14 protein-coding genes are annotated in these 13,579 nt (G+C 72.8%); 6 read left to right on the top strand and 8 right to left on the bottom strand.

The window, feature by feature from the left end; genetic code table 11:
- Positions 1 to 3: 3 nt before the first annotated feature.
- Positions 4 to 1,218 carry an acyl-CoA dehydrogenase family protein gene (locus OHS17_RS06585; RefSeq protein ID WP_330311410.1) on the bottom strand — a complete coding sequence of 405 codons (1,215 nt, stop codon included), beginning with the start codon at positions 1,216 to 1,218 and terminating at the stop codon, positions 4 to 6.
- Positions 1,219 to 1,225: 7 nt separating this feature from the next.
- Positions 1,226 to 2,248 (bottom strand): phosphotransferase family protein, encoded by a 1,023-nt coding sequence (locus tag OHS17_RS06580; RefSeq protein ID WP_161207189.1) that lies wholly within the window; start codon positions 2,246 to 2,248, stop codon positions 1,226 to 1,228.
- 153 nt (positions 2,249 to 2,401) lie between these two features.
- Between OHS17_RS06580 and OHS17_RS06575 the strand changes: the two genes are divergently transcribed.
- Together OHS17_RS06575 and OHS17_RS06570 are read left to right on the top strand one after the other, a co-directional pair.
- Positions 2,402 to 3,691, top strand: coding sequence for a glucarate dehydratase family protein (locus OHS17_RS06575; RefSeq protein ID WP_330311409.1), 1,290 nt, complete (start codon positions 2,402 to 2,404; stop codon positions 3,689 to 3,691).
- Between the two features lie 47 nt (positions 3,692 to 3,738).
- Entirely contained in the window at positions 3,739 to 4,683 is a 945-nt protein-coding gene (locus OHS17_RS06570) for an NADP-dependent oxidoreductase (RefSeq protein ID WP_330311408.1), read from the top strand.
- An 11-nt stretch (positions 4,684 to 4,694) separates the two neighbouring features.
- Here the strand turns inward: OHS17_RS06570 and OHS17_RS06565 are convergent, their stop codons facing one another.
- The 4 genes from OHS17_RS06565 to OHS17_RS06550 all read right to left on the bottom strand — a co-directional run bounded on the left by OHS17_RS06565 (position 4,695) and on the right by OHS17_RS06550 (position 7,079).
- Positions 4,695 to 5,006, bottom strand: coding sequence for a DUF202 domain-containing protein (locus OHS17_RS06565; protein WP_330311407.1), 312 nt, complete (start codon positions 5,004 to 5,006; stop codon positions 4,695 to 4,697).
- Positions 5,003 to 5,398, bottom strand: coding sequence for a YidH family protein (locus OHS17_RS06560; protein WP_018103676.1), 396 nt, complete (start codon positions 5,396 to 5,398; stop codon positions 5,003 to 5,005). The genes OHS17_RS06565 and OHS17_RS06560 overlap by 4 nt, the downstream gene beginning before the upstream one ends.
- Before the next feature lie 204 nt (positions 5,399 to 5,602).
- Positions 5,603 to 6,121 carry an NUDIX domain-containing protein gene (locus OHS17_RS06555; protein ID WP_020207447.1) on the bottom strand — a complete coding sequence of 173 codons (519 nt, stop codon included), beginning with the start codon at positions 6,119 to 6,121 and terminating at the stop codon, positions 5,603 to 5,605.
- 67 nt (positions 6,122 to 6,188) lie between these two features.
- Positions 6,189 to 7,079 (bottom strand): DMT family transporter, encoded by an 891-nt coding sequence (locus tag OHS17_RS06550; RefSeq protein WP_330315171.1) that lies wholly within the window; start codon positions 7,077 to 7,079, stop codon positions 6,189 to 6,191.
- Between the two features lie 182 nt (positions 7,080 to 7,261).
- On the opposite strand from OHS17_RS06550, the gene OHS17_RS06545 reads away from it, so the two are divergent.
- Together OHS17_RS06545 and OHS17_RS06540 are read left to right on the top strand one after the other, a co-directional pair.
- Positions 7,262 to 8,917: an FAD-binding dehydrogenase gene (locus tag OHS17_RS06545; protein ID WP_330311406.1), complete on the top strand. Its 1,656-nt coding sequence runs from the start codon at positions 7,262 to 7,264 to the stop codon at positions 8,915 to 8,917.
- A gap of 87 nt (positions 8,918 to 9,004) precedes the next feature.
- The gene (locus tag OHS17_RS06540; protein WP_330311405.1) at positions 9,005 to 10,246 is read left to right on the top strand and encodes an FUSC family protein; all 1,242 of its coding nucleotides are present in this window, start codon (positions 9,005 to 9,007) and stop codon (positions 10,244 to 10,246) included.
- Here the strand turns inward: OHS17_RS06540 and OHS17_RS06535 are convergent.
- Positions 10,243 to 10,680 (bottom strand): ASCH domain-containing protein, encoded by a 438-nt coding sequence (locus OHS17_RS06535; RefSeq protein ID WP_330311404.1) that lies wholly within the window; start codon positions 10,678 to 10,680, stop codon positions 10,243 to 10,245. The genes OHS17_RS06540 and OHS17_RS06535 overlap by 4 nt on opposite strands.
- A gap of 112 nt (positions 10,681 to 10,792) precedes the next feature.
- Between OHS17_RS06535 and OHS17_RS06530 the strand changes: the two genes are divergently transcribed.
- Positions 10,793 to 11,560, top strand: a complete 768-nt coding sequence (locus OHS17_RS06530; RefSeq protein WP_330311403.1) for a molybdopterin-dependent oxidoreductase — start codon at positions 10,793 to 10,795, stop codon at positions 11,558 to 11,560.
- On the top strand, positions 11,502 to 12,185 hold the full coding sequence (locus OHS17_RS06525; RefSeq protein ID WP_330311402.1) for a cytochrome b/b6 domain-containing protein: 684 nt from the start codon (positions 11,502 to 11,504) through the stop codon (positions 12,183 to 12,185). Before OHS17_RS06530 ends, OHS17_RS06525 begins: the two co-directional genes overlap by 59 nt.
- On the opposite strand, the gene OHS17_RS06520 is transcribed toward OHS17_RS06525, so the two are convergent.
- Positions 12,171 to 13,568, bottom strand: a complete 1,398-nt coding sequence (locus tag OHS17_RS06520) for a GntP family permease (protein WP_161207200.1) — start codon at positions 13,566 to 13,568, stop codon at positions 12,171 to 12,173. The two genes, OHS17_RS06525 and OHS17_RS06520, sit on opposite strands and share 15 nt — an antisense overlap.
- Positions 13,569 to 13,579 lie beyond the last annotated feature (11 nt).

Raw genomic sequence — 13,579 nt, 5'->3', positions numbered from 1 at the left:
GCGCTACAGGTACTTCTTGATCTCCCGCCGGGCCAGCGAGCGCTGGTGCACCTCGTCCGGGCCGTCCGCGAGGCGGAGCGTGCGGGCCGAGGCCCACAGCTCGGCGAGCGGGAAGTCCTGGCTCACCCCGCCCGCGCCGTGCAGCTGCACCGCCTGGTCGAGGATGGCGACCACCGCGCGCGGGGTGGCGATCTTGATGGACTGGATCTCCGTGTGCGCGCCCCGGTTGCCGACGGTGTCCATCAGCCAGGCCGTCTTCAGCACCAGCAGCCGCAGCTGCTCGACGGTGACCCGGGCGTCCGCGATCCAGTTCTGCACGACACCCTGCTGGGCCAGCGGCTTGCCGAAGGCCGTACGCGAGACCGCGCGCCGGCACATCAGCTCGATGGCCCGCTCCGCCATGCCGATGAGCCGCATGCAGTGGTGGATGCGCCCCGGACCCAGCCGGGCCTGGGCGATGGCGAAGCCGCCGCCCTCCTCGCCGATCAGGTTCGACGCCGGAACGCGCACGTCCTCGAAGACGACCTCCGCGTGGCCGCCGTGCCAGTGGTCCTCGTAGCCGTACACCCGCATGGCGCGCTTCACCGTCAGACCGGGGGTGTCCCGGGGCACCAGGATCTGCGACTGCTGGCGGCGGATGTCCGCGCCGTCCGGATCCGTCTTGCCCATCACGATGAAGATCTCGCAGTCCGGGTTCATCGCCCCGGAGATGTACCACTTGCGGCCGTTGATGACGTAGTCGCCGCCGTCACGGGTGATCCGGGTCTCGATGTTGGTCGCGTCCGAGGAGGCGACCTCCGGCTCCGTCATGGCGAAGGCCGACCGGATCTCCCCGGCCAGCAGCGGTTCCAGCCACCGCTTCTTCTGCTCGTCCGTGCCGAACTCGGCCAGCACCTCCATGTTCCCGGTGTCCGGCGCCGCGCAGTTCGTCGCGGTGGGCGCCAGACGCGGCGAGCGGCCGGTGATCTCCGCCAGCGGCGCGTACTGGAGGTTGCTCAGCCCCGCCCCGTGCTCCGTGCCCGGCAGGAAGAGGTTCCACAGGCCCTGCCTGCGGGCCTCCGCCTTCAGCTCCTCCACGATGCGCGGGGTCTGCCACGGCGAGTCCAGCTCCGCGCGCTGCTCGTCCGCGATCCGCTCGGCCGGGTGGACGTGCTCGTCCATGAAGGCGAGGAGCCGGGTGCGCAGCTCCTCGGTACGGGCGTCGAATGCGAAGTCCATGGGGGGTTCAGCCTTCCTGGAGGGTGGTGAGGCCGTGCTCGATGAAGACGGGGACGAGATCGCCGATGCGGTCGAAGCCGCCGCCGACCGTCTGGCCCAGCGTGTAGCGGTAGTGGATGCCCTCCAGGATCACGGCGAGCTTGAACCAGGCGAAGGCCGTGTACCAGGAGATGGCGGAGGTGTCGCGGCCGGACCGGGCCGCGTAGCGCTCGATCAGCTCGGCGGGGGACGGATGGCCGGGCGCGCCGCTGGTCGTGGAGACCGGCGACTCCGGCAGCCCCAGGTCGGAGCTGTACATGACGAGCAGCCCGAGGTCGGTGAGCGGGTCGCCGAGCGTGGACATCTCCCAGTCGAGGACGGCCTTGATCTCGTCGTCGGCGCCGATCAGCGCGTTGTCCAGGCGGTAGTCGCCGTGCACCACGGTGGGCGCGGGGGAGACGGGCAGCGCGCGGCCGAGCGCCGCGTGCAGCTCCTCGATGCCGGGCAGCTCGCGGTTGCGGGAGGCGGCCAGCTGCTTGCCCCAGCGGCGCAGCTGCCGGTCCAGGAAGCCCTCCGGCCGCCCGAAGTCGCCGAGCCCGACCGCCCCGGGGTCCACGGCGTGCAGCTCGACCAGCGTGTCGACCAGGGCGAGGACCGCCGCGCGGGTGCGCTCCGGGCCGAGCGGGGCCAGCTGCTCCGCCGTGCGGTACGGGGTGCCCTCCACGTACTCCATGACGTAGAACGGCGCGCCGATGACCGCGTCGTCCTCGCAGAGCAGCAGCGGTTCGGGGACCGGGACCGCCGTCGGGTGCAGGGCGCTGATCACCCGGTGCTCGCGCTTCATGTCGTGCGCGGTGGCCAGGACGTGCCCCAGCGGAGGCCTGCGGACGACCCAGCGGCCGGTTCCGTCGGTGACCAGGTACGTCAGATTCGACCGGCCGCCCTCCACGACGCGGGCGTCGAGCGGTCCGCTCACCAGTCCCGGGCGCTCGCGGTCCAGGTGTCCGCGCAGCCGGTCGAGATCGAGACCTGGCGGATGGACGTGGCTCATCGTGCGTACCTCCGGGGTGGGCGAACGGTCGCTCTCATGATGCCGACCAGTCGGTATGTCGTCCAGTGCGCCCCCGGAACCGGATGCGGAGTCTCCGGTCCCAGTACCGCCCCGCCCCTGGCGTTCGATCGCATCCCTGAATAGAGTTCATGTATGGATACCGCGCTGCTCATCGAGGACGTCCGGCTGACCCCGATCCTCATCGCCGACCCGCCCCTGCTCAACACCCAGGGCGTCCACCAGCCGTACACGCCCCGGCTCGTCGTGGAGGTCGTCACCCGGGGCGGGGTCACCGGGATCGGGGAGACCTACGGCGACGGCAAGTACCTGGAGCTCGCGCGGCCCCTGGCCGCCGCCCTGCCCGGACGGCCGGTCAGCGATGTGAACGGGCTGTTCGCCCTGGCCGACGAGGTGTGCGGCGATTCACGGGCGGCCGACGAGCGGGTCGACGCGGGCGGGCTGCGCGGCGTCCAGACCGCGGACAAGCTGCGGCTCTCCGTGGTCTCCGGGTTCGAGGTGGCCTGCCTGGACGCGCTCGGCAAGGCCACCGGGCTCCCGGTGCACGCGCTGCTCGGCGGCAAGGTCCGCGACCGGGTCGAGTACAGCGCGTACCTCTTCTACCGCTGGGCGGAGCACCCGGACGGCGGGGAGCGCGACGACTGGGGCGCGGCGCTCGACCCGGCCGGGGTCGTCGCCCAGGCCCGCCGGTTCGCCCAGGACCACGGCTTCTCCTCCTTCAAGCTCAAGGGCGGCGTCTTCCCGCCCGACGAGGAGATCGCCGCCGTCCGCGCGCTCGCCGAGGCGTTCCCCGGGCAGCCGCTGCGCCTGGACCCGAACGGCGCCTGGTCCGTGGAGACCTCGCTGTACGTCGCCGAGCGGCTGAAGGACGTCCTCGAATACCTGGAGGACCCGGCGAGCGGCACGGACGCGATGGCCGCCGTCTCGGCCGCCACCGGGGTGCCGCTGGCCACCAACATGTGCGTCACGACGCTCGCCGAGGTCCCCGAGGCGTTCGCCCGGGACGCCGTCCAGGTCGTCCTGTCCGACCACCACTACTGGGGCGGGCTGCACCGCACCCGCGAACTCGCCGCGATCTGCCGCCTGCACGGCGTCGGGCTCTCCATGCACTCCAACACCCACCTGGGGATCAGCCTCGCCGCGATGACGCACGTCGCGGCCACCGTCCCCAACCTGGACTACGCCTGCGACAGCCACTACCCCTGGCAGACCGAGGACGTCATCACCGCCCGCCACGTCTTCGAGGACGGCCGCCTCACCGTCTCCGACGCCCCCGGGCTCGGCGTCGAACTCGACCGGGACCGGCTCGCCGCGCTGCACCGCCGCTGGCTGGACGACGACGGCACGATGCGCGAGCGCGACGACGCCGCCGCGATGCGCAAGGCCGAGCCGGACTGGCGCACCCCCTCGATCCCCCGCTGGTGACACCCGGCTGAGTTGCGGGCGCCGCGGCCCGCCCTGAGGGTCGGAGCATGAAGGCGATCAGCTACAGCAGATTCGGCGACGAGGACGTCCTCGAGTACGGTGAGCGGCCCGACCCGAAGGTGGGCCCCGACACCGTCCTGGTCAAGGTCCGGGCCGCCGCGGTGAACCCCGTCGACCGGGCGACCCGGGAAGGCAAGCTCGACTCCGTCCTGGACACGGTCTTCCCGGTGATCCCCGGCTGGGACGTCTCGGGGGTCGTCGTCCAGCCCGGCGTCGCCGTGGACGAGTTCGCGGTGGGCGACGAGGTCATCGGCTATGTGCGCGAGGACTTCCTCAGCCGGGGGACCTTCGCCGAGTACGTGGCGGCGCCCGTGCGCACCCTCGCGCGCAAGCCCCTGCGGCTGAGCTTCGAGGAGGCGGCGGGCCTGCCCCTGGCCGGGCTCACCGCCTACCAGGTGCTCCACCGCACCCTGCGCGTCCAGGAGGGCGACACCGTCCTCGTCCACGCGGCGGCGGGCGGCGTCGGCTCACTCGCCGTCCAGCTCGCCCGGCACGCCGGATGCCGCGTCATCGGCACCGCGAGCGAACGCAACCACGACCACCTGCGCACGCTCGGCGCGGAGCCCGTGGCGTACGGGGACGGGCTGGCGGACCGGCTGCGGGAGCTGGCCCCCGAGGGCATCGACGCGGCCTTCGACACGGTGGGCGGGGACGCCCTGCGCGCCTCCGCCGACACGCTGGCCCCGGACGGACGCCTCGCCTCCATCGTGGATCCCGAGGTCTTCTCGTACGGCGGCCGGTACGCGTTCGTCCGGCCCGACGCCGCCGACCTGGCGCACCTCGCGGAACTGGCCGAGCAGGGCATCGTCACGGTCCACGTCGACCGGGTCTTCCCGCTGGCCGAGACGGCGGCCGCCCAGCGGCTCAACGCGGAGGGCCGGACCCGGGGCAAGATCGTCGTCACCGTGGACTGGGACGCGCCCGAGGGCTGAGCGGGGCGCCCTCAGAACAGCATCACCGCCGCGAACACCGCCAGCGCCACGGTGCACGCGGCGGCCGTGAGCGCGCCCGCCGCCTCCATCGGCCGCGGCCGGGCGCCGCCCATGGACTGCACCCGGCGGTTCGCGACCCACAGGAACCCCAGCCAGGCGAGGGCGCTGAGCGAGAGCGCGATGACCCCTGTGTCCGTCGCCCCGCCGTGCAGCGTCTGCCGCACGGCCAGCACCGCGGCCACCGTGCACGACAGGGTCGTACGCCGCCACGCCAGCCGGGTCCGCTCCGGCTGGAGCCCCGGGTCGCGCTCCTCCGCGGTCACCGGCCCTCCCAGCCGAAGAGGACCACCACCACCATCGCCACCGCCACCACGGCGACCGCGATGCTCAGCAGCGTCGGGAACCGCGAGACGGGCAGGTCCTCGCCGCGCCGCATCGCCCGCTCGCACCGCACCCAGTGGTTGACCGCCCGCAGCGCGCACAGCACACCCGCCGCGAGCAGCGCGAGCGCCAGCCCCGTACGCACCGCCCGGGACAGCTCCGGCAGGAACTGGTCGACCGCGAAGCCCCCGCCGATCAGGGCCAGCGCCGTCCGGATCCAGGCGAGGAAGGTCCGCTCGTTGGCGAGCGAGAAGCGGTAGTCCGGGGTCTCGCCCTCGGACCGGACGCGCTCCGGCGCGAACCACAGCCGCAGGCTCTGTACGAATTCGTTCACGGGTGGACCCTAGACCGCCCGGCACATGGTGGGCGGCGTCGCGGGGCTGGGCACGCGCATCTGCGGCGTTGTCGTCAATCACCAACGCTCCGCGTTGCCTCAATCCTCCGCCTTGCAGCTGCACGCACCCAGCCCCGCTCCTTCATCCGCCCACCATGTGCCGGACGGTCATATCCGCCGCTTTCCCGTTCGCTTCCGACCGGCTCAGGCGGCTTCCCGGAACGCCCGCAGCCGCCGGTAGCAGTCCAGCCCGTCCGGCACCCACAGCCAGTCGCCGATCCGCCGCTCCAGCTCCGCGTCGTCCAGGAAGGTGTGCCAGGCGACCTCCTCCACCTGCGGGTTCACCGGCAGCTCGCACCTGACCTGGTAGACCGCCGACCACCAGGTGTGGTGGCCGCCCTCGTCCTCGTACAGGAAGGTGAACAGCGGTTCCGGGCGCGGGAGCCCCGAGACGCCCAGCTCCTCCTCGGCCTCCCTGAGCGCGGCCTCGTCGTAGCTCTCGCCCGCGCCGACCACCCCGCCGACGAACATGTCGTAGTGCGAGGGGAACACCAGCTTGGTCGCGGTCCTGCGGTGCACGAAGATCCGGCCCTCGGCGTCCCGCGCCTCGATGAAGACGCACCGGTGGCGCAGCCCCCGGGCGGTCGCCTCGCCGCGCGGGGCCTGCCCCACGACCACGTCGTTCTCGTCGACGATGTCCAGGATCTCGTCAGAAGGATTCATGCCGCCATCCAACAGCAGGCCCGCCGCCCGGCAGTAGGCCCCCGCCGGGCCCGGCACCGCCCCGCGCTCAGTGCTGCTGGAGGCTGTGCGTACCGCGCCGCACCGGGCCCTCCGGCATCGCCGGATGCAGCCCCAGCAGCACGATGCCCGTCACGATCGCCGCCAGCCCCGCGGCCTGCCAGGCCAGCGCGCCCGCGTCCGTCCGCACCTGGTCGCCCAGGAACCCGATCCCGCAGGCGATCCCGGCCAGCGGCTGGGCGGCCGTCAGCGCGGGCAGCGACATCCGCAGCGGCCCCGTCTCGAAGGCGCTCTGCACCAGCAGCAGGCCCGTCACCCCGAGCACGAGCACCACGTACGGCTGCCAGGACGTCAGCAGGCCCGACCAGCCGCCCTCCGAGAAGCGCTCGCCGCTCACCCGGGTCAGCGCGTCCTGCAAGCCGTAGAGCAGTCCGGCCGCCACCGCGAGCAGCGCCGGGGACGACCGCGACCTGCGGCGCTTGGCGACCGCGGTCAGCAGCAGGGCGAGCCCGGCCACCACCCCGACGACCAGCCAGTGCCGCAGCGGGCTCGACACCGCCTCGCCGCCCTTCGGCTCGCCCGCCACCAGGAACGCGGCGACCCCGAGGGCCAGCAGCCAGAGCCCGGCCCAGCCCTGGCGGCCGAGGCGCTGGCCGGTGCGGTGCCGGGACAGGGCCATCGCGAAGAGCAGGTTCGTCGCCAGCAGCGGCTCCACGACGGAGACCTCGCCCTTGCCGAGCGCCAGCGCCCCCAGCACCATGCCGCACACCATGAGCCCGATGCCCGCCAGCCAGCTGCGCACCTTCATCAGGTCGAGCAGCAGCCGGAACGTCAGATAGTCGCGCTTGGGCGCGTGCGCGGCGGCGGCCTGCTGGAACACGAAGCCGAAGCCCAGGCAGCAGGCGGCCGTCACGGCGAGCACGAGGACCAGCACCGACACGCTTGTCCACCCCACGTCAGGCCGGAGGAGGGTGATGTGTTCCGACGATAACCGCCCGCCCCGGCCGGTGCGGCGACGGCGCGGCCGACCGGGGCGGACGACCGGGCGGTTGACGCGGGGACGGGCGGTGCCCAAGATCTGACGCACGAGTAACTTCGCGAGCCCCGACAAGGATGGAAACCATGGCGTACGACGCTGATGTGATCGTGATCGGGGCGGGGCTCGCCGGGCTCGTGGCCACCGCGGAGCTGGTGGACGCGGGGCGCTCGGTCCTCGTGCTCGACCAGGAGCCCGAGCAGTCGCTCGGCGGCCAGGCGCACTGGTCCTTCGGCGGCCTCTTCCTCGTGGACTCGCCCGAACAGCGCCGGATGCGCATCAAGGACAGCCAGGAACTGGCCCTCCAGGACTGGCTGGGCACGGCCGGCTTCGACCGCGAGGAGGACCACTGGCCGCGCAAGTGGGCCGAGGCGTACGTCGACTTCGCGGCCGGTGAGAAGCGCTCCTGGCTGCACGCCCAGGGCATGCGGTTCTTCCCCGTCGTCGGCTGGGCCGAGCGCGGCGGCTACGACGCGAACGGCCACGGCAACTCCGTACCCCGCTTCCACATCACCTGGGGCACCGGACCCGGCGTCGTCGCCCCCTTCGAACGCCGGGTCCGCGAAGGCGTCGCCAAGGGCCTGGTCACCTTCCGCTTCCGCCACCGGGTCACCGGCCTCGCCCGCACCGGGGGCGCCGTCGACACCGTGACCGGCGAGATACTGGAGCCGAGCGCCGCGCCGCGCGGGACCGCGAGCAGCCGGGAGACCGCGGGCACCTTCGAGCTCAGGGCCCAGGCGGTGATCGTCACCTCCGGCGGCATCGGCGGCAACCACGACCTCGTACGCGCCCAGTGGCCCGAACGACTCGGCACCCCACCGGCCAAGCTGCTCTCCGGCGTCCCCGCGCACGTCGACGGGCTGATGCTCGGCGTCGCCGAGAAGGCGGGCGCCCACCACATCAACCGGGACCGGATGTGGCACTACACCGAGGGCATCGAGAACTGGAACCCCATCTGGGACAAGCACGCCATCCGCATCCTGCCCGGCCCGTCCTCGCTCTGGCTGGACGCCACCGGCAAGCGGCTGCCCGTCCCGCTCTTCCCCGGCTTCGACACGCTGGGCACCCTCGAACACATCATGCGCACCGGCCACGACTACACCTGGTTCGTGCTCGACCAGAAGATCATCGGCAAGGAGTTCGCGCTCTCCGGCTCCGAACAGAACCCCGACCTGACCGGCAAGTCCGTCCGCGGCGTGATCGGCCGCGCCCGCGCCGACGTCCCGGCCCCCGTGAAGGCGTTCATGGACAACGGGGCGGACTTCGTCGTGGAGAAGGACCTCGGCGCCCTCGTGCGCGGCATGAACGCGCTCACCGGGGACGGGCTCATCGACGAGGACGCGCTGCGCCGCGAGATCACCGCCCGCGACCGGGAGATCGCCAACCCCTTCACCAAGGACCTCCAGATCACCGCGATCCGGGGCGCCCGCAGCTACCTCGGCGACAAGCTGATCCGCACGGCGGCGCCCCACCGCATCCTCGACCCGAAGGCCGGGCCGCTCATCGCCGTACGGCTGAACATCCTGACCCGCAAGTCCCTCGGCGGCCTCCAGACCGACCTGTCCTCGCGCGTCCTGACCGGGGACGGCACCCCGCTGCCCGGGGTGTACGCGGCGGGGGAGGCGGCCGGCTTCGGCGGCGGCGGGGTGCACGGCTACCGCTCGCTGGAGGGCACCTTCCTGGGCGGCTGCATCTTCTCCGGCCGCGCGGCGGGCCGGGCGGCGGCGCAGGCGGTCGGCTGAGGGCTTTGCCGCCCCGGGCGCGTCCGTCCGGTGGGGTTCCGGGGGCGGAACCGTGGGGAGGCGGTCCTATCCGGGCATGGGAAGAAGATGCCAGGAGTAGCCGAACCCGTCATCAACCTCGTCCGGCGCACTACGGAGCCCGTGGCGGCGCAGACCCTGCGCTCCACGGGCGCCGCGGTCATCGCCTATGCCGTGGCGACCGCGACGCTGACCGAGCCCGCACCCCTGACCGCACCGCTGACCGCGCTGCTCGTCGTGCAGGTCACCCTCTACGCCACCGTCAACATGTCGGTGAAGCGTGTGGTGGCCGTCGTCGTCGGCGTCCTCATCGCGAGCGGCTTCAGCTCCCTGGTCGGGCTGTCCTGGTGGAGCCTGGGGCTGACCATCTTCACGGCGCTGATCATCGGCAGACTGGTCCGGGTGGACGAGTTCGTCCCCGAGGTGGCGATCAGCGCGATGCTCGTCCTCGGGGTCACCTCGGGGAGCGCGCGGTCCAGCATGGCCTGGGAGCGCGTGTTCGAGACGCTGATCGGCGCCGGAGTCGGCCTGCTGTTCAACCTGCTGTTCGCCCCGCCCGTCTGGGTGCAGACCGCGGGCGCCTCCATCGACGGACTGGCCCGCGAGATGGGGCAGATGTTCCGTGATCTGGGCAGCGACCTCGCCCGCCCGGTCACCGTCCCGGAGGCGGCCGAGCGGCTGCACCGGGCCCGGCGGCTCGACCACGACATCGTGGAGGTGGACGCCTCGCTGCGGCAGGCCGAGGAAAGCCTCATGTACAACCCGAGGGTGCGGCAGGGGCTGCTGCACCGGGTGGTGCTGCGGACCGGTCTGGACACGCTGGAGATCTGCGCCGTCGTCGTCCGGGTGCTGTCCAGGACCCTGACCGACCTCGCCAAGGACCGGGGCGACGCACCGCAGTTCCCGCCCGAGGTCGCCACCCACATGACGGAGCTGTTCGAGCAGATGGCTGGGGCCATCGAGAGCTTCTCGCTGCTCATCACGACCCCGGTCGCCGCCAGCGCCGAGGAGGCCGAGGACCGGCTCACCGACGCGCTCGACACCAGCCGCAGGACCCGCGACCTGGTGGCGGACATGCTGCTGGCCGCCGTCCAGGAGCACCCCCGGAAGTGGCAGCTGCACGGGGCGCTGCTCGCCGAGGTGGACCGGATCCTGGACGAGCTCGACATCGAGAAGCGCGCCGAGCGCCTGGGCCAGGAACTCGACCGCCGCTCGGCCGTGCTGCACGAACGCCATCCCCGGCTGCTCGCGTTCCGCCGCCGTCTGGGCCTGGTGGAGGGCGCGGACCGGGAGGAGCGGAAGGAGGCCTAGGTCGCGTCCGGCTCGATGCGCTCGACCACCCGGAACCGCTCGGCGACGATCATCGTCCGGTCGTCCACCGTGAACTCCGGGTCGCCGAGCGCGTCGCGCATCTCCTCGCTGTGCCAGAACCGCTCGTGGCCCGCCCGCCACTCGGCGACCGAGGCATAGCCCTCGCCCTCGTCCAGCGCGTGCTGGAGGTCCACGTCCGCCAGCGGCAGCACCCGGACCTCGGTCACTTCGAGTACGGCGATCTCCCGGCCGTCCGAGTCGATGAGGGCGGACCGCTCGCCGACCGGCGGCAGCTCCTCCTGCTCGATCTCGTACTCCACGAGCAGTCCGGAGGTCGACACCTTCCGCCCGTCCAGGACCGCGGCGACCAGCTGGTCGCGCAGCGGGCCCGGGAAGGCGAGCAGGAAGGGCTTGAGCGCTTCACGGTTCGGCATGGGCGTCAGTCTGGCACCCGGCCCCGGACCGGCGCGCGGCAAAATCTGACGGGACGGTGACGGCCCGCCGCCGCCCCTGGCGTCCGGGCGCCCCGGGTGCTCGAATCGTCGGGTGAACAGTTCCCCACCCGACGACGGCCCACCCGACGACGGCCCACCCGACGACGGCCCGGACGGCGTCGGCGCCCCCGTCGGGCGCCGCGTGGTCCTGGCCATGCTGGGCCTCGGCGCCGCCGGACTGGTCGCCGCGCCGGTGCTGCAACGGACCCTGGAATCGGGCCTGGGCGCGGTCGCGGGCAAGGACCCCACGGGGCTCACCGGACTGCTGCCCAACGGCGGCGGCTTCCGCTACTACTCCGTGGCCTCCTCCGTACCGGCCAGGGGCGCCGCCGACTACCGGCTCAGGATCGACGGGCTGGTCGACCGCCCGGCCACGTACACGCTCGACGCCCTGCGTGGCATGGAGCAGACCCGGACCGTCCGGGACGTCCAGTGCGTCACCGGCTGGCGGGTGCCGCAGACCGCCTTCGAGGGCGTGCGGCTCTCCGCCCTGCTCGACGCGGCCGGGGTGCGGCCTGGGGCGAAGGCCGTCCGTTTCACCTGCTTCGACGGGACCTACAGCGAGAGCCTGACCCTCGCCCAGGCCCGCCGCGCCGACGTGCTCGTGGCGCTGCGGATGAACGACGCGCCGGTGTCCCACGCGCACGGCGGGCCGGTACGGCTCTACGTGGCCCCGATGTACTTCTACAAGTCGGCGAAATGGCTCTCCGGGATCACCGTCACGGACTCCGTACGCCCCGGTTACTGGGAGAAGCTCGGTTATGACGTCGACGCCTGGGTCGGCCGGTCCAACGGCCGCGAGGACGCCCCCACCGTCTGAACCGGCCGGGCGGGTCCACCGGTTCGCCCGCCCGGTGCGCCTGGTGCACCGGGCCACCGCCGCGCTGACGCTGCTGTGTGTGGCCTCGGCCGCCTGCCTGTACGTGCCGCAGCTCGCCGAACTCGTCGGGCGCCGCCACCTGGTGGTGACCGTGCACGAGTGGTCCGGTCTGCTCATCCCCGTACCGCTGCTCGCGGGTCTCGCGGCGCGGCCGTTGCGGGCGGACCTGCGGCGGCTCAACCGGTTCGGGCCGCACGACCGGACCTGGCTGCGGGCGGCCCTGCGGCGCGACCGGCGGCCCGGTGCGCGCCCGGCCGGGAAGTTCAACGCAGGGCAGAAGCTGTACGCGGCGTGGATCGCCGGGGCGGTGCTGGTGATGGCCGGGACCGGGCTCCTGATGTGGTTCACCGGGTTCGCCCCGCTGGTGTGGCGCACCGCCGCGACCTTCGTCCACGACTGGCTGGCCCTCGCGGCCGGGCTCGTGCTGGCCGGCCACATCGCCAAGGCGTACGCCGACCCGGAGGCACGCCGCGGCATGCGCTCCGGGTCGGTGGGCCGGGAGTGGGCCCGCCGCGAGCACCCGCTGTGGGCGCCCGGGGCGGAGGACCGGCTAGAGGACCAGTGACAGCAGCAGGATGAACACCAGCGAGACCACGGAGATGATCGTCTCCATCACCGACCAGGTCTTCACCGTCTGGCCCACGTCCATGCCGAAGTACTCCTTCACCAGCCAGAAACCGGCGTCGTTGACATGGCTGAAGAAGAGCGATCCCGCGCCGACGGCGAGGACCAGCAGGGCCGCGTGCGAGGTCGACATGTCGGCCGCGAGCGGGGCGACCAGACCGGCCGCCGAGATCGTCGCCACGGTCGCCGAGCCGGTCGCCAGCCGGATCGCGACCGCGATCAGCCAGCCGAGCAGCAGCGCGGGGATCGACCAGTCCTCGGAGAAGTCCAGGATCATCTGGCCCACGCCCGCGTCGATCAGCGTCTGCTTGAAGCCGCCGCCCGCGCCCACGATGAGCAGCACCCCGGCGATCGGGGCGAGCGACTTCTCCACGGTGGTGGAGAGCCGCGCCCTGGTGAAGCCGGCCGCCCGGCCCAGCGTGAACATGCCGACGATCACGGCCGCGAGCAGCGCGATCAGCGGCGAGCCGATTACGTCCGTGACCTTCTGGAGCCCCTGCTCCGGGTCGTCCACCACGATGTCCACGAGCGCCTTGATCAGCATCAGCACGACGGGCAGCAGGATCGTGGCGAGGGTGGCGCCGAAGCCGGGGCGGCGCTCCAGGTCCTCGGAGGGGCGCTGCGGGATCATCTTCTCCGGCGCCTTGATGTCCACCCAGCGGGCGGCGTAACGCGAGAAGACCGGTCCGGCCAGGATCACCGTCGGGATCGCGACGACCACGCCGAGGGCCAGCGTGACGCCGAGGTTGGCGTCCAGCGCGTCGATCGCGACGAGCGGGCCGGGGTGCGGCGGGATGAGGCCGTGCATCACGGACAGGCCGGCCAGGGCCGGGATGCCGATGCGCATCAGGGAGTAGTTGCCGCGCTTGGCGACGAGCAGCACGACCGGGATCAGCAGGACGATCCCGACCTCGAAGAACAGCGGCAGGCCGATGATCGAGGCGATGAGGACCATCGCCCACGGCATGGCACGCTTGCTCGTCCGCGCCAGGATCGTGTCCACGATCTGGTCGGCGCCGCCGGAGTCCGCGAGCAGCTTGCCCAGGATCGCGCCGAGCGCGATCAGGACGCCGACGCCCGCGACGGTGGAGCCGAGGCCCGCGGTGAAGCTCGCTATCGTCTTCGCCGGCGCGGCACCGGCGAAGGAGCCGAGCGCCAGCGAGCCGATGGTGAGCGCGAGGAACGCGTGCATCTTGAACTTGGTGATGAGCAGGACGATGACGGCGATGCCCGCCAGGACGGCGATGCCCAACTGCGCGTTGCCGGCCGAGGTGATCGGTTCGACGGCGTCCGCTGCCAGCGTCTCGACGCTGAGACTGGTCACGGTGGTGGTCC

The sequence above is a fragment of the Streptomyces sp. NBC_00523 genome, from assembly GCF_036346615.1.
Lineage (GTDB): Bacteria > Actinomycetota > Actinomycetes > Streptomycetales > Streptomycetaceae > Streptomyces.
Note: the sequence above shows the minus strand (reverse complement) of the source record. Positions and strands in the feature narration are given on the sequence as shown.